The organism is Chloroflexota bacterium (assembly GCA_009840355.1).
Classification (GTDB): domain Bacteria; phylum Chloroflexota; class Dehalococcoidia; order Lucifugimonadales; family JADFKI01; genus Bin90.
Map to the genome: position 1 here is coordinate 132,624 of VXNZ01000026.1, position 22,163 is coordinate 154,786.

The 22,163-nt window shown below is 57.6% G+C and carries 17 protein-coding genes and 1 tRNA gene; 9 read left to right on the top strand and 9 right to left on the bottom strand.

All coding sequences use genetic code 11. The features are described from left to right. Window positions 1-160 precede the first annotated feature (160 nt). The 3 genes from hflC to F4X57_08555 form a co-directional block, all read right to left on the bottom strand. On the bottom strand, window positions 161-1,357 hold the full coding sequence (gene hflC, locus F4X57_08545) for a protease modulator HflC (GenBank protein ID MYC07205.1): 1,197 nt from the start codon (window positions 1,355-1,357) through the stop codon (window positions 161-163). 151 nt (window positions 1,358-1,508) lie between these two features. Beyond that, window positions 1,509-2,546 carry an FtsH protease activity modulator HflK gene (hflK, locus tag F4X57_08550; GenBank protein ID MYC07206.1) on the bottom strand — a complete coding sequence of 346 codons (1,038 nt, stop codon included), beginning with the start codon at window positions 2,544-2,546 and terminating at the stop codon, window positions 1,509-1,511. A 6-nt stretch (window positions 2,547-2,552) separates the two neighbouring features. Continuing rightward, the gene (locus tag F4X57_08555; GenBank protein MYC07207.1) at window positions 2,553-4,031 is read right to left on the bottom strand and encodes a hypothetical protein; all 1,479 of its coding nucleotides are present in this window, start codon (window positions 4,029-4,031) and stop codon (window positions 2,553-2,555) included. Window positions 4,032-4,364: 333 nt separating this feature from the next. Here F4X57_08555 and F4X57_08560 point away from each other — a divergent pair, with 333 nt between their 5' ends. Further along, entirely contained in the window at window positions 4,365-5,369 is a 1,005-nt protein-coding gene (locus F4X57_08560) for a Gfo/Idh/MocA family oxidoreductase (GenBank protein ID MYC07208.1), read from the top strand. 173 nt (window positions 5,370-5,542) lie between these two features. On the opposite strand, the gene F4X57_08565 is transcribed toward F4X57_08560, so the two are convergent. The 3 genes from F4X57_08565 to F4X57_08575 all read right to left on the bottom strand — a co-directional run bounded on the left by F4X57_08565 (window position 5,543) and on the right by F4X57_08575 (window position 8,616). Further along, entirely contained in the window at window positions 5,543-6,262 is a 720-nt protein-coding gene (locus F4X57_08565) for a hypothetical protein (protein MYC07209.1), read from the bottom strand. A 182-nt stretch (window positions 6,263-6,444) separates the two neighbouring features. Next, complete coding sequence (locus tag F4X57_08570; protein ID MYC07210.1) at window positions 6,445-8,028, bottom strand: hypothetical protein; 1,584 nt, start codon at window positions 8,026-8,028, stop codon at window positions 6,445-6,447. A 513-nt stretch (window positions 8,029-8,541) separates the two neighbouring features. Beyond that, window positions 8,542-8,616 (bottom strand) — tRNA-Met (locus F4X57_08575). Between the two features lie 173 nt (window positions 8,617-8,789). On the opposite strand from F4X57_08575, the gene F4X57_08580 reads away from it, so the two are divergent. Continuing rightward, complete coding sequence (locus F4X57_08580) at window positions 8,790-9,179, top strand: hypothetical protein (GenBank protein MYC07211.1); 390 nt, start codon at window positions 8,790-8,792, stop codon at window positions 9,177-9,179. Here F4X57_08580 and F4X57_08585 read toward each other — a convergent pair. After that, a complete protein-coding gene (locus tag F4X57_08585) occupies window positions 9,176-10,054 on the bottom strand; it encodes an MBL fold metallo-hydrolase (protein ID MYC07212.1) in 879 nt (292 codons plus the stop codon). The two genes, F4X57_08580 and F4X57_08585, sit on opposite strands and share 4 nt — an antisense overlap. Window positions 10,055-10,079: 25 nt before the next feature. Here F4X57_08585 and F4X57_08590 point away from each other — a divergent pair, with 25 nt between their 5' ends. Beyond that, window positions 10,080-10,922, top strand: coding sequence for an LLM class F420-dependent oxidoreductase (locus F4X57_08590; GenBank protein ID MYC07213.1), 843 nt, complete (start codon window positions 10,080-10,082; stop codon window positions 10,920-10,922). A gap of 131 nt (window positions 10,923-11,053) precedes the next feature. Here F4X57_08590 and F4X57_08595 read toward each other — a convergent pair whose 3' ends face one another. Continuing rightward, entirely contained in the window at window positions 11,054-12,178 is a 1,125-nt protein-coding gene (locus F4X57_08595; GenBank protein ID MYC07214.1) for an LLM class flavin-dependent oxidoreductase, read from the bottom strand. 103 nt (window positions 12,179-12,281) lie between these two features. On the opposite strand from F4X57_08595, the gene F4X57_08600 reads away from it, so the two are divergent. From F4X57_08600 to secG, 6 genes are all read left to right on the top strand, one after another. Continuing rightward, the gene (locus tag F4X57_08600) at window positions 12,282-13,394 is read left to right on the top strand and encodes a DUF262 domain-containing protein (protein MYC07215.1); all 1,113 of its coding nucleotides are present in this window, start codon (window positions 12,282-12,284) and stop codon (window positions 13,392-13,394) included. 850 nt (window positions 13,395-14,244) lie between these two features. Further along, entirely contained in the window at window positions 14,245-15,630 is a 1,386-nt protein-coding gene (locus tag F4X57_08605) for an aspartate aminotransferase family protein (GenBank protein MYC07216.1), read from the top strand. Window positions 15,631-15,687: 57 nt separating this feature from the next. Further along, on the top strand, window positions 15,688-17,046 hold the full coding sequence (locus F4X57_08610; protein MYC07217.1) for an aspartate aminotransferase family protein: 1,359 nt from the start codon (window positions 15,688-15,690) through the stop codon (window positions 17,044-17,046). Between the two features lie 488 nt (window positions 17,047-17,534). Next, window positions 17,535-19,043, top strand: coding sequence for an Asp-tRNA(Asn)/Glu-tRNA(Gln) amidotransferase subunit GatB (gene gatB / locus F4X57_08615; GenBank protein MYC07218.1), 1,509 nt, complete (start codon window positions 17,535-17,537; stop codon window positions 19,041-19,043). After that, entirely contained in the window at window positions 19,040-20,368 is a 1,329-nt protein-coding gene (locus F4X57_08620) for a YvcK family protein (protein MYC07219.1), read from the top strand. The genes gatB and F4X57_08620 overlap by 4 nt, the downstream gene beginning before the upstream one ends. A gap of 35 nt (window positions 20,369-20,403) precedes the next feature. Further along, the gene (gene secG, locus F4X57_08625) at window positions 20,404-20,625 is read left to right on the top strand and encodes a preprotein translocase subunit SecG (protein MYC07220.1); all 222 of its coding nucleotides are present in this window, start codon (window positions 20,404-20,406) and stop codon (window positions 20,623-20,625) included. 92 nt (window positions 20,626-20,717) lie between these two features. Here secG and F4X57_08630 read toward each other — a convergent pair whose 3' ends face one another. Then, window positions 20,718-22,163: an FAD-binding oxidoreductase gene (locus F4X57_08630; GenBank protein ID MYC07221.1), complete on the bottom strand. Its 1,446-nt coding sequence runs from the start codon at window positions 22,161-22,163 to the stop codon at window positions 20,718-20,720.

The following is a 22,163-nucleotide window of genomic DNA, read 5'->3' on the forward strand; positions in this document are numbered from 1 at the left end:
TGATCCGCGATCGAGGATAAGGTGCGGGAAGATGAAAGCGGCGAGATGTGCGTAGGCGAGGATTGTCCGTGGGTGCTCTTGCAACCCCGTCCCAACTTCCCCCACAGGGGGAAGGGACAATAGGGACACAACACCTACGACAATGGCAAACAGGCTGAGGCTATTCGCAAGAAGTTATCGATGAGCCATCGTCTGTGGCGTGGACAGTGTGAGTGGTGGCGCCGTGCTCAAAGGTGATGGCGTAGCCCGGCGTGACTACTTGGGCGTACATCATGCCCGACGCGGGGCAGCCTAGGCTGGTGTCCGAAAATTCGACGGCGTTGCTGCGGACTAGAGTCAGGTTGCCGGATGGCACACCGAGCTTGTCGGCGAGGAATCCACGCGCACGGGTTTCTATCGGGGTCTCGGTAACCGGGCGAGTCAGCGCGGCATTGGTTGCCGGCGGAGCGGTGGATGCGTGTGCGCCGTTCGTCTCGACGCCGTTGGTCAAGTTGTTGCCGCTGGGTGTCTGCAGGAATTGGAACAGCGAGCTGTCCGCGGGCAGCACAACCGTCGTGCCGCTTTCCGGCAGGAAGTTCTTGTACGCCTGAAGACTGCGCTGGAACGCATAGAACTCCGGGTCTTGGCCAAGCGATTCGGCGAAGATGCGCACGGCTTCGGCTTCACCGTCACCGCGAATAATCTGCGCGTCCCGCTCCGCCTCTGCGCGGATGATAGCCGCTTGCCTGTCAACATTTGCCCGCACTTCGGCGTCTCGCTCGGCGCCCTGGGCGCGCTCACGGTCCGCAATGCGCTTACGCTCAGCCTGCATCCTCGCATAGACGCTCTCCGCTACGGTCTCAGGGAAGTCCGCCCGCTTGATACGCACATCGATCGTCTCAATGCCGAACTCCAGCAGCTTTGGCGTCACCGAGTCGCGCACGCGGTTCATGATTTCCTCGCGCGTCTCCTGGATGACCTCGATCTGCGTGTCGAGAGCTATCTCCCGGCGCAGTTCCGAACTGATTATGTCCACAGCCCGTGATGTCGCCTGCGCTTCCGTCTGCACCGTCCTGAAGAACAGCAGGGGGTCTACTATGCGCGCCCTGGCATACACGTCTATCACAAGACGCCTCTTGTCCTCAGTCAGGAGAGAGTCCGGTGGCGCGTCAAAAATCAGAATTCGCTTCTCGAAGTAGCGCACTCTATCGACAAAGGGCGTCTTGATGTACAGACCGGGCGTGGAGATGGAGTTGCGTGGCTCACCGAAGCGGGTCAAAATGGCGAGCTGCGTCTCGTCCACGATGTAGAGCGTCTGTGGCACGAGAACCGCCGCCACTATCGCTATGAGAACTACCAGGCCGGCAAGGAATTTCATCTCACTCGTCCAATTTCTGTGTGCGCCGCTCACGCATATCTACGGGTGGCTGTGCGTATCCGCGATTACGGATGTATTGCGATTGCCGATGTATTGCCAATCGGGATTTGCCAAATAGGATTACGAAATGGTGGTCGCTAGGTGTTGATCGCTAGTTGGATGTGGGCGTCGGGACGCTGAACGGCGAAGTGCCGCTGGTGGTCTCGTTCAGTGGCAGCAGTTGCAACAGGTTACCGCCGTTTTCCGCGTCCACGATGAACTTCGTCACGCCCGGCAGAATTTCTTCCATCGCCTCTAGGTACAGTCGCTGCCGCGTTACATCCGGCGCTTTTTCATATTCTTGCAGCACGGCGATGAAGCGTTCGGCTTGACCTGTCGCCTGCGCCACGCGGGTTTCCTTGAACGCCTCTGCGGACTCCATCAGCCGTGCGGCGTCACCCCTTGCCAGAGGGAGCTGTGCCTCTCTGTATGCGTCGGCTAGGTTGATGATGCGGTCCTTGTCCTCGCGGGCGCGCACCACATCGTCGAACGCGTCCTGTACCTGATCGGGCGGGCGCACGTTTAGCAATTTCACTTCCGTTACGCGGATGCCAGTCTGGTACAAGTCCAACAGTTCTTGCAGTTTTAGGCGCGTGTCTTCTTGCACGGCTTCCTTCTCGGTGGTGAGCACGTCATCGATGGCGCGCTGTCCGACGACTTGCCGTAGAGAAGTTTCCGCTGCGTCCTTGATGGTCAGCCCTGCCGGGTCAACCGCCTTGAACAGGAAATCTTGCGAACTCTTGATGTTGTACTGCACGAGCAACTGCACATCCACGATGTTCTGGTCGCCGGTAATCATCTGCGATTCGTCGGGTATGGGCGCGCTGCCACGCACACCGATTTCTAGGCGGCGAACTTCGTCAACCCTCAGAACATTGCGCTCTCCGACTGGAGATGGCCAGAACCAGTGCAAGCCGGGGTCGGTAGTGTCGTAGTATCTACCAACCAGCCGCAGCACCGCCTCTTCGCCGGGCTGCACGGTGTATATGCCGGTGCCCATCCAGAAGACTATCCCCACCGCGAACAGCCCCAGAACGAAGTATGCAATGCCATTGCCGCCGCCATCGCCGCCGCTCTTGAACGGGTTGAACGAGCGAATTTTTTCCAGAATCTGGCTTAGGTTTACTTCAGGCTCGTCTTGTCTATACATTTCACTTCACAGACTACTAATGACTGACCTACTCATGATGTTAACACATTTCGTGAATGCGCGGGTAATCTGATTGCGCCGGTGAAACATGTCAATATGGATTGGATGTACAGGATGATGATCTACTATGCCATCCCGCTTATCCTGTATTTCGATGTTCGTCTTTATAAGTCTGTTACCCGGATTCGCCGCTTCCAGTTCTTCCAACGCGCTCATAAACTCGTCGTAGCTGGAAAACTCGGATACGGCGCGGATGAAGTCTCCTAGGTCCGGCACGAGTTCGCGGAAGCGCATTACTTGATCGCCGATGGGGCTGACGGCGGCGGGCAGGTCGGCGTAGGTGCCATAAAACGCGAAGTATGCCTGGTTGAGTTTGCGGATGGGGTAGCCGTTTGCCACAAACAGGTGCCGGCGCTCTTCCATATATGCCTCCGCGTCTTCGATTCGGCCGTCCGCGAGCATGGCGTCCACTTCGTTGCGCGTTTGCCGCATCTCGGCGGCGAAGTCGAACGGCGGTCGTTCCGCGCCGTTCGATGCCGCGATGGGCTGCGCCTGCTGCGGCACCAGCAAATCGCGTTCCATCGCCGCGTACACGCGCTCGCCGATTTCCTTGCCCAAGACATTCGCAATAGTCTCGTTGAGCTGTATCATATCGCCGTTGTCGAACATGTGCCGTCCGAGCGGTTGGAAGAAGAAATAGTGATGCAGCCATTCGTGGGCGGCTGCCTGCATCGTCCAGCGCATAGCGTTCCCATTCGCCACGGACGCGGGGTATGTCGCAAGCCCGCCGATGTCTTCCACGAGCGCGGACATGTCGTCGGCGAGCAGTATCCGCTCTTCTATGTCTTCGCGCTCAGCCAGCGTTACTTCTTGCTGGACGAGAATCTCATGCTTGCGGTCTATCTTGTCGCGCGGCGAAACAATCAGGAGCTTTGGCGGCTGCGTAAGGCGCACATCGACCGGCGGCAGCAGTACATCGCCAAATACGCCTATCCCTTCGTCCACGAGCACCCTGCTGATGTAAGATTCTACCGTCTCTTCCGCGCCGCGAGAAAGCGCATCGGCGCGCGCCTCAGACTCGTCTAGCAGTGTCTGAAACCTTGCCGTCTCGTCGCGCAAGTCCTGCGCCGCGGCGAACCTCAAGCCGCCGCGTATCTGCGACATCTCGACATTCATGGCGAAGTAGTCGCGCGTGTCCTGCTCTCGTTCCGCCGTGCTTTGTCCGCGCAGTATGCTTCCCGCTTTGTACAGCCACTTGTCCGGCGCGTTGCTCAGCTCCCACTGCGTGATGTTGAACCGATACGGCGCACCTTCGCGCTGCGCAGGGTTGAAGTGGCGCGCGTCCGCCACCGTCAACAGCGTGAACGATATTAGCGCGATCGTAAGGATACGCGATAACAGCCGTCTCAATGCGCGAATTGAAAGCGGGCGGCGCGAGATGGCGGCGACTGACCGCACGAGACGCTGCAACCAACCTTCTTGCACTGATTCTTCCAAAGTAATCCGTACCAATCCGTTCAGTTTTCTGATAAAAGACTTATGGAATCTATATTGCTGTATATTGTAACGCAGTGTTGCCTTGCGGACGATTTTCCTTACCCTATCCAGGGCTGATTGGGGTATGCTAACTTTGAGATTAAATGGTCGGGGCGCAACGACAGTGGCGGCGACAGACCGATCTGACCTACGGATAGCGCCATATTAATAAAAGGCAAATCCATACCCCTGTCAGCCCGTCAAGAGGAAGGGGAAGGGACAGTTTGAACGATTGTTGTGCCCAGCCTTGGCTTGGCGGGTGTGGGACATAAGGAGACGAACATGAAACTTGCACTCTGCGTTGTCGGGTGCGGTAAGTATGCAGACACTGTGCTCGACGAAATCCACGATATGACGGACGAGTTCGATTTCTTTTTTGCCAGCCGGGATCTGGCGAAGGCGAAGGATTACTGCGATCGGTTCGGTGGAGTGGACTACTTCGGCGGCTACGAAGAGGCTCTAGCGGATTCGCGCGTGCAGGCGGCATACTTCTTCACACCGCACCATGTCCATCTCGACAACGCGCGGCTCGCGGCGCGGCATGGTAAGCACATACTCATGGAGAAGCCGATCGCGCGCACTGTCGAAGAGGCGCAGACGCTCGTTCGCACAGCTCAAGACGCGGGCGTAAATCTCATGGTCGCGGAGAACTATCGATTCCTGCACACAGCGAGGCGAGCGAAGTCCATGGTCGAGACCGGCACGCTCGGCAGCATCGGAACACTGCGTCTGATAGACATCAAGGTCGAGGCGTTTCGTCCGCCAGCGACGGACTGGCGCTTCGATGCGGACTTGACGGGCGGCGGGTCGTTCATTGACGCGGGCATCCACTCCATCGACATCATCCTCAATCTGGGCGGCATGCCCACGCAGGTTTATGCCGCCGAGCCGCCGAAGGTGCATCGTGGGTCGGGCGGCGAGGACGGCTTGGTGATGATTGCCAATCTGCCCAACGACGCGGTGGCGGTGTTCAACTTCTCGCGCGCCACTTCCAAGATGAGCGAACGCAATCTGGTGAGCATTACGGGCAGCAAGGGCTACATCGAATTCGAGCCGTACGGTAGCGAAATCACTTTCGAGAACACACTGGTCAAGCGCAACGTGCGCCTGCCGGCAGCGCACCAGGGCGTCCGCGATATGGTGCGCGAGTTCCGCTGCAGCATCCAACAAAGCCGCCCACCGATAATGGACGGTGACGAGGCGATTAAGGATCTCGCAGTCGTGCTGGCTGCCTATCGATCTGCGGAGGATCGTAGGCATGTCGAATTGGCGGAGTTTGGGTTCTAGGTGATTTGGCGATTGCGGGCGTGGTGGATTGGTGGTCGGATGGATTTTCGTGGAATGGGCACTGTACCCAGCCCTAGCCTCTCCCATGACCTCCACCATCAAGGGAAAGAGATTTTTGCTGCACGGTGATAGCTGCTGCATTTCTTCAACATGCAGGTGAAATAACTGGGCGCTTACAGCCCCATCCGCCTGAATATCGCAAGGAAGCGGTCTTCGTAGAAGTCGAACAAGCCCCATCTGTCTAATTCGCGCTTTAGGATGTCCGGGTTGCCGACGGGCGATCCGGATTCTATTTCGACGAACATGCGCTCAATCTCACGTGTGGCTGCACGGGGAATGCCGTTCATTCCCGGTTGTGGGTCGAGCAGACCACTCGACTTGAACTCTTCCACATTGCGGCTTGCCGATGACGATGTGAACTCGTATATGAACTTCAGCAGCGCCACATCCCAGTATTCGTCCACGCTCACCATCACGACGGCGAGCTCCTGCCTGCGCTCGTCTAAGTCGTCGCTGATGCGGTGCGCAATCTCCTCGGGCGCGCCCTTCAGGATGTCCATCCCTTCGGACTGGTTCCTATACTGGTACAGGATGCCCGGGCTGTTCGGTCCGTGCTTCTGCATAACGTGCTGCAGGTATTCGTACGCGTCATCGCTGAATCCGTCTAGGTTCGAAGCGTAGAACGGCGTAACGACCGCAGGCTTTTCCGCGACGACCTGCCCGGTGCGAACTACGCCCTCGCGCTGGTCCGGCATCATCGCCTGATAGACCGGCTCGGTCACGACGAAGTATCGAATGTTCGTAACGCCGAATGTCGCCAGACTCTGACGCGGAAAGCGTACAACCCAAGTCTTCTCGATAGCGCGCAGCCAATCACCTTCGTTTTCTAGCATCCGTGCACCTTCATTCCCATTCCAACCACCTCTATTCTGTCCACTTTCGTCTATTGCGCCGTAGAAACCATAGATCTGCAAAGACTGTGTCAGGTGCAACCGACGACATTTCCACTGCGCCGTTGAGCATTGGCTCCCACGCAAGCCGACGTTTTGTTCACCGTCTTCGCGCGCGAAGCTGTCTATTTTCTTCTACGCCGGAACCATAGCCACGCCATGCCCGCAAGAAGGGCGACCGACGACATTTCCACTGCGCCGTTGTTCGTCGGCACACCGCATGAGCCGCCGCCTTGTTCGTCTGATTCGCGTTCGATTTCGTTAAGGGCGGTTACGGCCGTGCCCGCTACCTGTTCTGCGCGTGTTGCCGGCGTCGTCGTTGGCACTGCGGTGGGCGGCGCGGTGGGTTCTGGTGCCGCTGTCGGTAGCGGGGTCGCCGTTGGTTCGGGCGCTGGTGCTGCGGTTGCTGCGGCTGGCACCGGTGTCGCGCCGCCGCTGCCCTGCTGTCGTAACTGGTCAATGGACAGCAGTGTCAGGCTCGGCGTGGGCAATGGCGTCGGCCGCGCGTTCGCCTCGTCCGGCGATGGGCGAAGTTCCACGCCGAGCAGCGCGCGCCACTCGTTTTCCAGTTCGACGAGCGTTAAGCCATAGACCTCCTGCACAGCGGTGCGCACGTTTTTGCCGCTCTTGATGGTCGCCATAAGCTCGCGCATCTTTTCGGGACCGTACTCGAAAATCATATACTGCACGATGCTGCGTGCCTGCCCGTAGAAAATAATCACGTCCTGCGGATTGCCGGGCCGAGCTTCCATAGCGGTGATGGGCAGCAGCCTGTCGTGCTCGATGGCGAATGCCAGGGCGTTGTCATACGACGTGCCTGGCTGTATGTTGCCGAACTCGGCGAGACCTTCGTTCAGCCAGCTGGGAACCCTGCCGAGCGAACCTTCGCCCGCGCGGTGAACGAGAATGTGCGTCACTTCGTGAGATGTGACACCGCTCGCGCTTGTCGCGCCGCCGAGAACGAGCAGCACGCCCTCCGGCGAATGCGCCTGCCCTTCGGTGATAAGCTCGCGGCGGGTGGCTTCGCTCGCCGGCGGCAATGCCGGGCGCATCTCTGGCCAATTGTTGTACATTGTGATGCGAATGGGGTCGTCCACGCCGGCGCCGAGTAGGGGCCCCATTATCTCCAGGGTCTGCACCGATGCGTCCAGAATGTCCTGCGCGCGGAAGCTCACCGGTCCGTGATATGACACGGTAACGATGCCGTTGGTTATTTCGTTCCACTCGAAGCGGTCATCGTGGTAGATGTACTCGGTCTCAGGCGTCTCCAAGCGCGTGCCGGCGATGTCAGTAACCTCGAAGTGATGGGTTATGATCGTGCCGGGCGCGATGTAGCGCGCTGCCGTATTCGTGCGGTAGAAAGCGGACGCGCTTACGCTGTCGTCGTCCTGTGCTTCGACTTCGAGGTATTCGTACGCGGCAATGTCGCGCTGCCCGATGCGAAATCTCACCGCAATCTCGTCGATTTCAACCGCCGACCGCACCTCGACTGCGAAGCGAATGCCTTCTTGAAACTCGCTGGTAACCTCGGTCGAAATCAGCTCGATGTCGCCAGGCGTCTGCGCCGACGCAGTATTGCTGGTCAGCATGGGCAGTGCGGACAGGGCAAGCGCGGCGACCATCAGTAGCCCAACGGACAACAATCTCGCGGGCAACAGACCCTTAGGAAGCAGCCCCACAGGACGAAAATATCTCAACATCCACTCCATCTCCACCTAAATGACCGGCCATCACACTCGCCTATTAGAACGATTGCAAAACGCATCGGTTAGGAGTCGCAACGACCAAGCGGCGTATCATGAGTACTATGCATATTTTAGCGCACACGCGGCTCCACATTCTACTAGCGGGGGGTGGGATAGCGTTTCCCTATTAGGTGGTTTGAATAAAATACTCCGTTCGTGCTTAGCCTGTCGAAGGGAAAAAACTCAGGGGCGCGTAATTCTACATAGCCTGCGCTGAGCTTGCCGAAGCGCTCACCACGAACGGTAGCAAAACACTCTTGACCACCTAGAAGGAAACGCTATCTGTGTGTGACTTTGGCATCAGAACAGCGTATCGTGAACTCAGACAGTGGGGGCTGTTATTGCGAGCCGCCGCGCTTGTCATTCAATTGTGCGCTTATGAAGCCATTGCGAGAAGGCGTGGGAACTCGGCATGCTTGCTTGCGAACTAGCGAGTAGGCGAAAATGTAGGAAGAAATGGCAGGAAAAAGGGGGTGGTGGTGGCAACGGGTGGGTTCGAACCACCGACCTAACGCTTATGAAGCGTCCGCTCTACCCCTGAGCTACGTTGCCGTCCTGTTTCGTTGCATTGCCTCAAGGGAACAAGCCCTTGAGATGCAACGCCCATTATACGGCAAATCCGACAGCAGATAAAGAGATATATTCGCGGTTAAGCCGTATTATGTTCGGGGAAGGCACAAGGTGAATTGCAGAACGATAATATTGCGTTACGCAGGTGCGAGAAAATGAACGACACGCAAATTGACCCACTAATAAAGCGCGCAGTCGCGGATGCGGTGATGCAACGCGCCATGCTTGAACTGAACAAGCTGCTCGTCGAATTGGCAGCGTTGCTTGACCCGTTCCCGAACTTCATGGGAGTCAGCACGATACAGGCTATCGAAGTCGAGCCGGGCGGCGCATCCAATCCTGACAACGGCTGCGTGGTTGTGTGTCCGGACGGCGAGCTGCGCGAACTGGTGCTGCGGATGATACCCGGTCCGTTCGAGATGGGCGGCGTGGAGCAGACAGAAGAGATGGCGGAACTCGAACTGCCACCCGGCGAATATGTCGCATACGCATACGCCGCAGTGGAAGAACTGCTGAAGGCGCTGGAAACGCAGCAGGCACGCTAGTCGATCTCGTAGTCTTCGTCGCTCATGCCGCGGTGCAGAAGCAGGCGTCTTGGCAAGCGTCTGAAGAAGAATTCGCGCCATGTCGGCGGATTAGGCTTGCGTTGCAATAGAATGCGCAGCGCCCTGGACGCGCCGACGACAAGCGGTTCGCCGTGTCCGCCGCAAAGTATGTCAAAGTCCATCGCGGCAAGGCGCTCGACCGACCGCCTATATTGTGCTGTGTCCGTGCCGGGGAAGGGCAACGAACGGCTCACCCTGCCGTGTCCCGCGAAAATCGTGTCCCCGCTGAACAGCAGCCCTTCGCGCTCTAGCAGGTAGCAGACGCTGCCGGGCGTGTGCCCCGGCGTGTACAGCGCGCGAATGCCGCCGGCGATGGGTATCAGGTCGCCTTCTGTCACAAGGCAGTCCAAGCGTGTGCGATGGAAGAACGGCAGCGCCGCCTCCATCGGTCCGAATATGCCAATGTAGTCGAGCGTGCGGTAATTGCCGTGGCGCTGGCGTGAGTCTGCTTGGTGCGCGAACACGCTCGCGCCGCTGTGTTTAAGGATGCCCGGCGCGCCGCCGATATGGTCGGGATGGCTGTGCGTCAGCAGTATGCGGCTAATCTCCTCCGGTCGTCTGCCGATGCTGCGAATGTACCTTATGATACGCTCCGCGCTCCAAGGCATGCCGGTGTCAACCAAGCTCAGCTCGTCGTCTTCAATTAGGTACACGCGCGAGATGTGCGTTCCCGGAATGGCGTGAATGCCCGGAATAATCTCCAACGAAATCGCTCCCCTGAATAATGTCGGAAATAGTCCTTGCGTATATTTTATCGCATTCTCGTTAATCTCTCGTCGATATACGGGATATTCAGGAAGTAAGGTATAATGCACGAAACTTAGAGGAGGTTACAGTTTCGTGAACATAGGAATATCCACATTTCCAACTGACTACTCTGCCGATGTCGTAGTCATCGCCAAGCGCGCCGAAGAACTTGGGTTCGAGTCGTTCTGGGTGCCTGAACACCCCATTCTGCCGGTAAACGCCAGTTCGCCTTGGCCCGGCTCGGCTGACGGCGTAATTCCGAAGGTGTATGCAGACATAGTCGATCCGTTCGTGGCGCTCGGCAGGGCATCTGCGGTTACGACCACGCTGAAGCTCGGCACGGGCATCTGTCTTGTGCCGGAGCGCAACCCGCTGCTGCTCGCCAAAGAAGTCGCGACGCTTGACATGTACTCCAAAGGGCGCTTCCTATTCGGCATAGGCACGGGCTGGCACCGCGAAGAAGCCGAGATTATGGGCGCGGACTTTGACCATCGCTGGACTCAGACGCGCGAGTCCGTCCTGGCGATGAAGGAGCTATGGACGAAAGTGGAGAGCGAATACCACGGCAAGTATTACGACTTCCCGCCGGTATATTCCTTCCCGCGACCGGTGCAGCGGCCGCATCCGCCGGTGCTGATTGGCGGCATGGCGCGCAATGTATTCAAGCGCGTCGTGGACTGCGGCGACGGCTGGATGCCGAACCGCGTGACGCCGGAGCAGGTGGCGCAAGGACGCGCGACCATCAGCGAACTCGCAGAAGCCGCAGGAAGAGACCCGTCGTCCATCAGCGTATCCGTTTACGGCCAGCCCGCCGACCGCGACCTGATAGCGCAACTGCAAGAAGCCGGCGCCGACCGCGTGATGGTGCGCCTACCAACCGAACCTGAAGATGAGTGTATTGCCAGCTTAGAAGGAATTGCGGAAGCGGTGCTGTAAATATCTTCCGATGTCATTCTGAACATAGCGCAGCGGAGTGAAGAATCTGAAATCTTGGCGCATGTGGCGCTCGCAGATTTCAGATTCCTCGCTGCGCTAGGAATGACAGCCAAAGCGGGTGGAGACTGCAATCAACGACGATGGATGATTGGCATCACCTTCTCGCCAAAGAGCCGCATCGACGCCTGCACCTTCTGTGGCTCCATCTGCCCAGTGTTGAACTTTAGCATCAGGTTGGGCACACCGGCGGATTTGAACGCCATTAGCTCTTCTGCCACTTGGCTTGGCGTTCCCATTATGAACGACATTTCCAGGCTTTCCCTTGCTGAAGATGTTCCGCTGCCTTGTTGCGTCGGACCGCCTCCGGGATTGAAAAGCCGCCTTGCCTCGCCGAAGTGCCTGCGCTCTCGCGCGAAACCGTACTCCGCCAGCTCTCGCGCTTCTTCGTGAGTGTCCGCCACGAACACATTCCGCGACGCCCAGCACTGGTCGAATGTCGCTGCCGTCGTCTGCTCGTCGAAGCCAGATTGGAGCATCGTGTCGCGGAAGGCGTTCAGCCTGTCAGTGAGCGATTCGAGCGGCAGTATGCCCAGCATTATCGGCCTTCCAATCCGCGCCATCGCGATGCTAGACGCCTCGCTGATGCACGCGCGAATCAGCGGCGGGTGCGGCTTCTGATACGGTCGCGGGCGCAGCATCGGGAACTTCATCTGCCAATGCTCGCCCTCGTGCTTCAGCGGCGTCTCCGTCCACGCTTTCATCAGCAATTCCTCGTTCTCGTCAAGACGGTCGATGCCGTCCTGCATGTCGATGCCGTAGCCGATGTACTCATAATGATTGAACGCCGACCCGCGTCCCGTGCCGACAATCAGCCTGCCGTGGCTGAGGTTGTCCAGTGTGGAAGTCTGCACCGCCAGCCGTACCGGATGATGCAGCGCGAGTTCCACCACCGCAAAGCCTATCTTGACATGCTTGGTGCGCGCCGCCACCGCCGCGCCGAACACCAGAGGGTCCGCATAAGCCACCGCGCCATCGAAGTGATGCTCCGTAAGCCAAACCGCATCCAAGCCAATGCGCTCCGCAAACTCAATCTCTTCGAGCGTGCTGTCTATCACCGAACTGTCGCTGTATGGATAGTGGCTTACGGGAAATATAAACGAACCTAATCTCATTGATGCCTCCGATATTTTCAAGTCAACCTGACCAGTATATCGCATCGGCGGGGATTGTATCTTGCCGTCTGAGGGGAGATACATGAGTATTGTCAGCTCAACGAGTGTTTGACCTAATGCCAGTTTGATCCTAGAATGGCGTATAGACTATCCATTGCTCAAAATTCGTGTATAAAAGGATGGAAGAATGGGGCTTGACCAAGAAATCAAAGATAGGAGTGCTGAGGTTCGCAGCGACGGTTATCCCATGTCCATCGGAGAATTGCTGAACCTATACAATGACGATGAATTGGATATACATCCGGAGTTTCAAAGATTCTATCGCTGGTCTCCAGAGCAGAAATCTCGCCTCATAGAGTCCATACTGCTCGGAATACCACTTCCCTCAATCTTTGTCTCGCAAAGAGAAGATGGTGTATGGGATGTAGTCGACGGATTGCAAAGGCTATCTACAATCTTTGAGTTGGTTGGCGTACTCAAGGATGAAGACGATAACACGCTACCTCCGTTGACGCTCACGAAAACTAAATACCTTCCTTCACTAGAAGGTATGAAATGGAAGTCTGATGATAAAGAAGAGTCTATTGGTAGAACGAACCAACTCATAATCAGGCGTTCTAAAATAGATGTGAAAATCATTCTTCGAGAGAGTAGCGAAGATACTAAGTATGAACTCTTTCAACGTCTGAACACTGGAGGGTCCCAGCTATCTGGCCAAGAACTCCGCAATGTCGTCTTAATGATGGTCAATCCAGATGCCTATAGATGGATTGCTGACTTGGCTAGGTATAAGAACTTCCAAGCGTGCATACCCTTGTCGGACAGGCTAAAATCGCAGCAGTACGACTTGGAGCTTGTCACTCGTTTCGTGGTGTTCCGACGCTTAGAGCAAACGTCATTAAGCTCAGTAGGCGACTTGGGGGAGTTTCTAACTGATAGGATTACTGCTCTTGCCAAGTCTAAAGCCCTCAAGAAGACCTTTTCGATTGAGAAGGAGGCATTTGAGTTCACCTTTGATAGGCTGGCATCATCCCTAGGCGAGGATAGTTTCCGCAGGTACGATGTAGAAAGAAAGGCATATCGGGGTCCTTTCATAATTTCCGCTTTTGAACCCATAGCGATGGGTTTGGGCTATAACTTTGAAGCGTATACTAAGAACGGAAAAACCAAGATACCGAACATCAAAAAAATCTCCAAAGCTCTTTGGGATAATAGCGAATTCAATAGCGGTTCTGGTAGAAATGCGTCGTCGCGAATACAGACGAACATTCCTCTTGGAAGGCGAATTTTCGCACCATGAGAATTCGGTCGCTTACCGAACTGAGCGAATTCTTAGATAACGAACTCGCTTGGCGAAAGAGAGAACTGACGACTCTGCGTTTCACGATACAAAAGGCGAGGGCACATGAGGAGGCAACGCTACTCAGGGCTGCGATATGCCTCCTGTACGCCCATTGGGAAGGTTTTATTAAGAACGCAGCGACGGCTTACATCTGCTTCGTAGTGTCTCAACGCTTGAGACTTCATGATGTTGCGCCAAATTTCTTAGCACTCGGATTGCTGTCGGATATCCAACAGCCGGAGCAGTCCAGGGTAGCCACACTGCACACTCATCTTACCAACTATTTTGCGTCTCAACTGCCTGAACGATTCAGTATAGATTGTGAGAAGGCGATCAACACCCGCTCTAATCTAAATTCGGAGGTTCTCAAAGAGATACTGCAATATGTGGGAGTTGACGCTACCAGCTACGAAATCCAAAACGTAATGCTCGATGAACGCTTACTGCGAAACAGAAATTCGGTAGCTCACGGAGAACGTTTGGAGATCCAGTCCGATGACTACATGCCGTTGCATGAGACTATGCTCGAGTTGATCGAGCGATTTCGAACAGATGTGGAAAACGCTGCTGTGTTAAGTAGATATCGCAGAAATTCTCCTCTATCCGTCAACTCTGAGTCTGGATAGAATCCTTCTTTGCGTTTTCATAGTGAGCGCACTGTCTGTCCCTTCGTGTCTTCTACTCTTTCCGTCTCTCTTACTAACTATCTGGCGGATTTCAACACACCTTGCCTTGCCCCATTGCGCGGAGTACACTTGTGGCATTCTGACAGACCCCGGTAAGGAGCGCCCAAGCAAGGAGCAATCATATGACTACCGCGATTTCCGACAGCGAGGCCCTGCGCAGGGCATCTTTGCGATATTTGTGGATGCACAACCGAGATTGGACGCAGATGGCGGAGGAGGGCGAGCCGCAGATTATCGAGAGCGGCGACGGCGTGCGCGTCATCGATTCCGACGGCAATTCGTGGATTGATGTCAACGGCGGCTACAACTCGGTCAATGTGGGCTACGGCCGCGAGGAAATCGGCGAAGCGGCGTATGAGCAGATGGCAAGTTTGCACTACTTCCCGCAAGGCACGACCACCGTCCCGATGGCAAAACTCGCGGCGAAACTCGCGGAGATTGCGCCGGGCAGCCTGTCCCGCGTGTTCCCGGTAAGCGGCGGTTCGGAGGCGAACGAGACCGCGCTGAAGATCGCCCGCGCCTACCACAAGCGCACCGGCGAACCGGGTCGTTACAAGGTCATCAGCCGCATCGGGTCGTATCATGGCATGACGGCGGGCGTGCTGTGGCTCGGCGGCAGCCCGTATCAGCCGCGCCACGACTACGAGCCGATTTACCCGGGCATGGTGCACGCACCGCAGCCCAACCCGTACAGATCGGAACGCGCCGACGAGACGCCGTCCGAGAGTGCCGCGCGCTCCGCTGAGGCGGTCGAAAGGCTCATAGAATTTCACGGACCGCAGACTGTCGCAGCCGTCATCGCAGAGCCGGTGGCGATACCGCAAGGCGCGGTCGTGCCGGGCGACGAATACTGGCCTATGCTGCGCCAAATATGCGACAAGCACGGCGTGCTGCTCATCGCGGACGAGGTGATTTGCGGTTTCGGGCGCACCGGCAAGATGTTCGCGCTGGAACACTGGGGCGTCGCGCCGGACATTATGACCGTGGCGAAGGGCATTGTGAGCAGTTACCTGCCGATGGCGGCGGCAATCGTCAGCAAGGAAATTGCGGACGCCTTTGCCGGCGAGCGCAATATCCTGCGGCATGTGTTCACTGCGGCGGGGCATCCTGTCGCGGCGGCAGCGTCGCTGAAGAACATCGAAATCATCGAGAACGAAGACCTTGTGGCGAATTCTGCACAGGTCGGCGCGTACTTCAAGGAGCAACTGGAAGGACTGGCCGTTGATCACCCGCTAGTCGGCGATGTGCGCGGCATCGGCTTGCTGCTCGCCGTTGAGCTTGTGAGCGACCGCGCGACGAAGGCGGGCTTTGCGCCGGAACTGCGTGTGCCGGAGCGCCTCAACGAGAAGTTCAAGCGGCACGGACTGATTTTCCGCATCAACAGCAACATCCTGAACATCGGACCGCCGCTGTGTATCACCCGCGAAGAGGTGGACGAAATCGTGCACGCCATCGACCTGTCCCTCTGGGAACTCGAAGGCGAAATGGGCATATCGCGGATGACATAGCGAGCTGTTTCGAAATCGGTGGCAAAGCAGGTAGGGGTATCTCATAGGGAGCACCAAATGACAACGACAAGCGACATTGATTCCGTCAGACAGGCGGCTCTCGACCACCTTTGGATGCACAACGCCGATTGGACGACTATGGCGGAAGAGGGCGGTCCCCCTATCATGGTCAGCGGTGATGGCGTGCGTGTAACCGACGCCGAGGGCAATGTCTGGATCGACGCGCACGGTGGATACGCATCCGTCAACGCGGGTTACGGACACACCACCATCGCCGACACGATGCTCGAGCAGATGCGCAAGCTGACCTACTTCCCGCAAGGCACGACCACCGCGCCGCTAATCCGCCTAGTCGAAAAGTTGGCGGAACTTGCGCCCGACAATCTGGAACGCGTCTGGCCTGTCAGCGGCGGCTCCGAGGCGAACGAGACTGCGGTCAAAATCGCCAGAGCGTACCACAAGCGGCGGGGCGACAACGGACGCTACAAGGTTATCAGCAGGCGCGGGTCGTACCACGGCGCGACGGGCGGCGTGATGTGGATGGGCGCAAGCTCGGGCATCAGCGACTTCGAGCCGGCGATGCCCGGCATGCTGTATGCGCCGCAGCCGTATTTCTACCGATGCGAGTTCGGCAGCAGCACGCCGGAGGAGTGCGCCGAGCGTTCCGCGCGCGCCGTTGAAGACCTGATACTGCTGCACAACCCGGACACCGTTGCCGCGTTCATAGGCGAACCTGTCGCGTCCGGCTTGGCTCCGCCATCGCCTGACTACTGGCAGATGGTGCGCGAGACATGCGACCGCTACGGAGTCGTGCTCATCGCCGACGAAGTGGTAACCGGCTTCGGGCGCACCGGCAAGATGTTCGCGATGGAGCACTACGGCGTCGTGCCGGACATCATGACTATTGCCAAGGGCATTACCAGCAGCTACCTGCCGCTCGCCGCGACAATCGCCGGCACGCATATCGCAGACGCATTCGCCGGCGAAGACAATGTATTCCGGCAGGCTCTCACTTTTGGCGGTCATCCGGTAACTGCAGCCGTCGCACTCAAGAACATCGAGATTATCGAGCGCGAAGAGCTGGTCAGCAACTCGGCAAGCATGGGCATATACTTCTTGGAACGGCTGCAAGAGCTGCAAGAGATCCACCCGTCAATTGGCGATGTGCGCGGCATCGGCTTACTGCTGGGCGTGGAACTCGTCAGCGACAGTGATAGCAAGGCAAAGTTTGACGAAAGCCAGCAAGTGGGCAAGCGCTTGACCGAGAAGATGCGCGATCGCGGCATAATCCTGCGCTTCGGAGGCGACCGGGTCGCGATCGGCCCGCCGCTCTGCATCACTACCGACGACATCGACGAAATCATCGCCACATTGGACAGCGCGATAAGTGAGCTGGAAGGCGAGTTGTCCATGTAGTACCCATATCCTAGCCTTCACTCGTTATGGGGGAAGGTTGGGAAGGGGGCAAGTTCGCCAATCATCGGACAGCGACGTAACTGCAATGCGCCTATTGTACAAGTATGCGTCCTTTGGCGAAGATATGCTCATAATGAGCGACTGCCTACGCTATCAGGCTCGTTCTCACCCATTCTAATCATTCTCTGTCAGCCCGTCGCGAGTGGAAGGGTGTTGTGGAATCGTGTTCACAACGAGACGATTCCACAAATCCCTAGTGTTGTCATTCCGCGCTGTTTTTGTCATTCCGAACGCAGTGAGGCATCTGAAATCGTTGCAGGCAACCTGTTTCCGACTTTAGATTTCTCGCTTCGCTCGAAATGACAGGGATAAATTGCATTTGTGAAATCGTCTTACAACACACTCGGTTGTGTTTCGGATTGTGATTTTCTATACTAATAGGCGGTTGTATTCTCAATAATGTCAATGCTGAAGGTTTTGGGATCACAATGACGGCGCAACAGTCCACTGAGTACGAAATCGTCATCGGCTTGGAAGTGCATTCGCAATTGCTGACGGAGAGCAAGATGTTCTGCGCGTGCAGCGCGGCGTATCAGGACGCGCCGCCCAATACTACCGTCTGCGCCGTTTGTCTCGGCATGCCAGGCGCGATGCCCGTGATGAACCAAAAGGCGGTCGATTTTGTAATCCGCACCGGACTTGCGCTCGGCTGTGAAATATCCGCCATCACCAAGTTCGACCGCAAAAACTACCCGTATCCCGACCTAATGAAGGGCTACCAGATTTCACAGTACGACCAGCCGGTCGCGCACGGCGGCTGCCTGAACATCGAGACTGATGACGGCGAGAAGCTCATCGGCGTTACGCGCGTTCACCTCGAGGAGGATGTGGCGAAGCTGTTCCACCGCGCGGACGATTTCGGCGAAAACTACAGCCTGCTGGACATCAATCGCGCCGGCGTGCCATTGATGGAAATCGTCAGCGAGCCGGATATGCGTAGCCCCGACGAAGCCCGCAGCTACCTGACGCAATTGCAGTCCATATTGCGCTACATCGGCGTGAGCAGCGCCAACATGGAAGAAGGCAACTTCCGCTGCGACGCCAACATTAGCGTGCGCCCGCTCGGCAGCGCGGAGTTCGGCGCGAAGGTCGAAATTAAGAATATGAACAGCTTCCGCGCGGTGCATCGTGCGCTGTCATACGAAGCCGAGCGGCAGGTACTCGCTGTCAAGGAAGGCGAGCTCATCGTGCAAGAAACGCGCGGCTGGGACGATGCCACCGCGACCACCTTCACGCAGCGCACGAAGGAATACGCGCACGACTATCGCTACTTCCCGGAACCGGACTTGCCGCCGCTCGCCATCGAAGACGGCTGGGTGCAGGCAGTGCGCGATGTGCTGCCCGAACTGCCCGCCGCACGACGGCAGCGATTCATGACACAATACGGCTTGTCCGAGTATGACGCCAACCTGCTCACGATAAACAAAGCAACGGCGGATTACTACGAATCGGTCGTGTCGGCCAAAGGCGAATCCGGCAAGTCCGGCGACGCTACAGAGCAGTTCGCGAAGCAAGTCAGCAATTGGACACTCACCGAGCTTGGTAGGCTGCTTAACGAGACGAACGGCGACATCGAAGGCATACGAATCACGCCTCAGCACTTCGCTGATTTGCTGCATATGGTAGAAGGCGGCGCACTCAGCAATAGCATGGCGAAGACCGTCTTCGAGCAGATGTACAACACCGGCAAGGCACCGGAGAGCATCGCCGAAGAGCAGGGCTTGGTGCAAATCAGCGACACGGACGCGCTTGGCGACGCTGTGGACGAGGCTATCGCCTCCAACCCCAAGCCGGTCGCCGAATATCTGGAAGGCAAAGATCAGGCGATTCGCTTCCTCGTCGGGCAGGTGATGAAGATAACCAGAGGCAAAGCCAATCCCCAGCTCGTGATGCAGCTGCTGCAGGAGCGGCTCGACGCCATCAGGCAGTCCGCATGAACGGGGCTTTCCTGCGCAACGGGCGGGTGTATTCCGCCAACGGGCATCGACGCCGAACTGCGTGGCTGGACATCCTGCGGCTCGCCACACCGGGAATCGGACTGAAGCGCTGGATGCTGCTCGGCGCGCTCGGCATGCTGATGTGCTTGCTCGGGCTTGTCTATGTCTTCGTCGAACTGGTTACGCTGCGTCCGCCGGACATGCTGCCGTCATTTCTCGAAGGCATAATCCTCCTGTTCGGCGGCGGACTGATCATATACTTCGCGCTGTTCGGACTGTACCGCTCCGTAGGCCCACTAATCCTAGACTCGCCCGCAATCAACAGCATCGCTAGCACGATATATACGCGCCGCTCTCTCGCAAGGGGACCGCGCATCGTGGCGATAGGCGGAGGCACCGGTCAGTCCGTTCTACTGCGCGGTTTGAAGGCGCACACCGACAACCTGACCGCGATAGTAACCGTGGGCGATGATGGCGGCAGCTCCGGGCGTCTGCGCGAAGAGCTTGGCGTGCTGCCACCCGGCGATTTCCGCAACTGCTTGGTTGCGATGTCCGATGCCGAGCCGCTGGTCGAAGAACTATTCCAGTACAGGTTCGAGGAGGGCGATTGCCTCAAGGGACATAGCTTCGGCAACCTGTTCATTGCCGCGATGACGAGTGTTACCCACAGCTTCGACAAGGCGCTTGTGGAGTCTAGCCGGGTGCTCGCGGTGCACGGCAAGGTTGTCCCCGCGACGATGGCGAACTTGCGGCTATCAGTTAAGCAAAAGAGCGGCGATGTAATTCATGGCGAATCGAATGTCGCCATGGCGCAAGGTGGCATAGACCGCCTAATGATAGACCCGCCGGACGCATCGGCGCACCCAATGGCGATTGAGGCGCTGCGAGAGGCGCAGGCGATTGTCATCGGACCGGGCAGCTTGTACACGAGCATTTTGCCGAACTTGATGGTGGACGGCATAGCGGAGGCAATCAGGGCGTCGTCCGCGACAAAAATCTACATCTCCAACATCGCTACACAGCAGGGCGAGACCGAGGGCTATTCAGTGCGCGACCATCACGACGCGCTCACCAAGCACACCATCACCGACATCGTTGACCATGTGATAGCGAACGACAACCCGCGCGAACTGGGACCGAATTTCTACGGCACGCCGGTGTGCCACGACGGAGATATGCTGAAGGGCGCGCGCCTGCATCTGACCGACCTCACGGACGCCACGCATCCCGTAAGGCACGACCCAGAAAAACTAGCGAGGTCGATTATGGCGGTGTATCATGAGAGCAGCAAACCGAGGTCGTTCATAAGGCTGGCGATGAACTAGACAGCGCGGCAACTGAGCGGCGGATAAGGAACACGATGGCTTGGTCAAACTGGTTAAACATAGTTCAAATAGCAATATCCATCATACTCGTAACGATAATCCTGCTGCAGGTTCGCGGACAAGGCACAGGCCTGTTCGGCGCCGCAGAAGGCTCGTTCCGCACGCGTCGCGGCATTGAACGCGTGCTATTCCAATTTACCATCGCAATGGTCGTCGTTTTCATAGCCGTCTCCATACTAAGCGTCAGATTCGCCTAATTGCGGCGCATTGCGTCAACATTGATTTGCATAACGCCCGGCACGTGCGATTGCGGCGCCTGCCCACTGATTGGCCTTCGCCAACGCAAAAGTTAGCCCAGTAACTTGCCCGGATTGAGGATGTTGTTCGAGTCTATCACCCGCTTTAGTCGGCGCATAATTTGCAGTCCGCTGCCATGCTCTGACTCAGCAAGATGTGCCAGCTTTAGCCCGACGCCGTGGCAGTATTCCATTGAGCCGCCCATTCGCTGCGCCAGCGACAGCACGGCATCCACGACCTGCCCCATGTCTCCGGCATAATCATCAGTCTGCGCGTCCTGTTCTTGCGCTATGAGGAACGATAAGAACTCCGGGCGCGCCCATATCGACCACTCGCGTACCTTCACGCCGTTATTGGCGAATATGCCCATGCAACGCTTGCGATAGTCAAGCACGCGGGAGGTCGGCAGCGCGACATGCAGGTAATCCACCCGCGCCGATGCTGCATCTCGCCGAGCCTCTACGGGATTGGCGCTTTGCAGTACACTTCGCTTGTATCGTTCGCCGGGCGCGTGTCTGTTATGCCAGAATGCCAGCGCTTCTTCGCGGCTGCCCTCGATGCCGTCGTATTCGCGGCAAATGTCCAGAGTTTTCTGCCACTGCGTTCGCACATCTTCCGTGAAGCCCTCGAACGCGATGTACAAAGTCGCATCTTCGTCCGCCGGTGAAGAATCGGATTCAGGAGAATTGGCGATGTCCGCATCGGTGCCATAGTCGATCATCGTGGGACGCATGCCTTCAGCGTACAGGCGGCAGATTGCGTGGAAGCCCGCCTCGAATGTGAGGAAGTCCACGCCCGCGATAAGGCGCGTTTGCGGCTGAGGAAAGATGCGCAAGGTAGCCTCACTGACGACTCCGAAAGTGCCTTCCATCCCGATGAGCAGGTGCTGCAAGGGCAGCCCGTTAGTCGGCTTGGCATTGGCGCGCGCGCGAATAATCTCGCCGTCCGCGAGCACCGCCTCAACGCCTAGCACTTGCTCGCCCATCGAACCGTAACGCGCGGCAGTGTATCCTACGCCATCCGTGGAAATCGCCCCGCCGACGGTCGCAATCGGGCGGCTCCAAGGATCGTGTCCGAGCAGCATGTTTTTGCCGTGCAATGCGCGCGCCGCGTTGTCCAGCACTACGCCTGCTTGCAATCGCGCCGTGAAGTCCTGCGGTGAAATATCGAGAATGCCGTTCAGGCGGTCAAGGCTGAGCACGATGCAGCCTTCGATTGGCGTCGCCGCGCCGAACACGCCGGTGCCGCCGCCGTATGGGACGACGGGCACACTTTGCTGCTGCGCATAACGCAGGACGCGTGAGATTTGTCGTGCGCTATCGGGGAACACGACGACGCTAGGCGTTGCGCGAAGCCGGTCTGCAGCACTGAACGCGCGATAAGGTCCAAGCGCATCGCCGGTATATCGGCTCATGCTGGCAGGTTGATCGGCAACACTGCCAGAACCCAGGATGCGCCGCAGGTCCGACGCGATGCCGTTGCGCTGTGGCTCAGCCAT

What these genes read in the sequence shown, in the direction of transcription:
- F4X57_08620 (MYC07219.1), top strand. Translation starts at nt 19,040, where the DNA reads ATGAACGGGGCTTTCCTGCGCAACGGGCGGGTGTATTCCGCCAACGGG.
- gatB (MYC07218.1), top strand. Translation starts at nt 17,535, where the DNA reads ATGACGGCGCAACAGTCCACTGAGTACGAAATCGTCATCGGCTTGGAA.
- F4X57_08565 (MYC07209.1), bottom strand. Translation starts at nt 6,262, where the DNA reads ATGCTAGAAAACGAAGGTGATTGGCTGCGCGCTATCGAGAAGACTTGG.
- F4X57_08605 (MYC07216.1), top strand. Translation starts at nt 14,245, where the DNA reads ATGACTACCGCGATTTCCGACAGCGAGGCCCTGCGCAGGGCATCTTTG.
- F4X57_08595 (MYC07214.1), bottom strand. Translation starts at nt 12,178, where the DNA reads ATGTATCTCCCCTCAGACGGCAAGATACAATCCCCGCCGATGCGATAT.
- F4X57_08630 (MYC07221.1), bottom strand. Translation starts at nt 22,163, where the DNA reads ATGGCTGAGCCACAGCGCAACGGCATCGCGTCGGACCTGCGGCGCATC.
- F4X57_08560 (MYC07208.1), top strand. Translation starts at nt 4,365, where the DNA reads ATGAAACTTGCACTCTGCGTTGTCGGGTGCGGTAAGTATGCAGACACT.
- F4X57_08570 (MYC07210.1), bottom strand. Translation starts at nt 8,028, where the DNA reads ATGGAGTGGATGTTGAGATATTTTCGTCCTGTGGGGCTGCTTCCTAAG.
- secG (MYC07220.1), top strand. Translation starts at nt 20,404, where the DNA reads ATGGCTTGGTCAAACTGGTTAAACATAGTTCAAATAGCAATATCCATC.
- hflC (MYC07205.1), bottom strand. Translation starts at nt 1,357, where the DNA reads ATGAAATTCCTTGCCGGCCTGGTAGTTCTCATAGCGATAGTGGCGGCG.
- F4X57_08610 (MYC07217.1), top strand. Translation starts at nt 15,688, where the DNA reads ATGACAACGACAAGCGACATTGATTCCGTCAGACAGGCGGCTCTCGAC.
- F4X57_08580 (MYC07211.1), top strand. Translation starts at nt 8,790, where the DNA reads ATGAACGACACGCAAATTGACCCACTAATAAAGCGCGCAGTCGCGGAT.
- F4X57_08600 (MYC07215.1), top strand. Translation starts at nt 12,282, where the DNA reads ATGGGGCTTGACCAAGAAATCAAAGATAGGAGTGCTGAGGTTCGCAGC.
- hflK (MYC07206.1), bottom strand. Translation starts at nt 2,546, where the DNA reads ATGTATAGACAAGACGAGCCTGAAGTAAACCTAAGCCAGATTCTGGAA.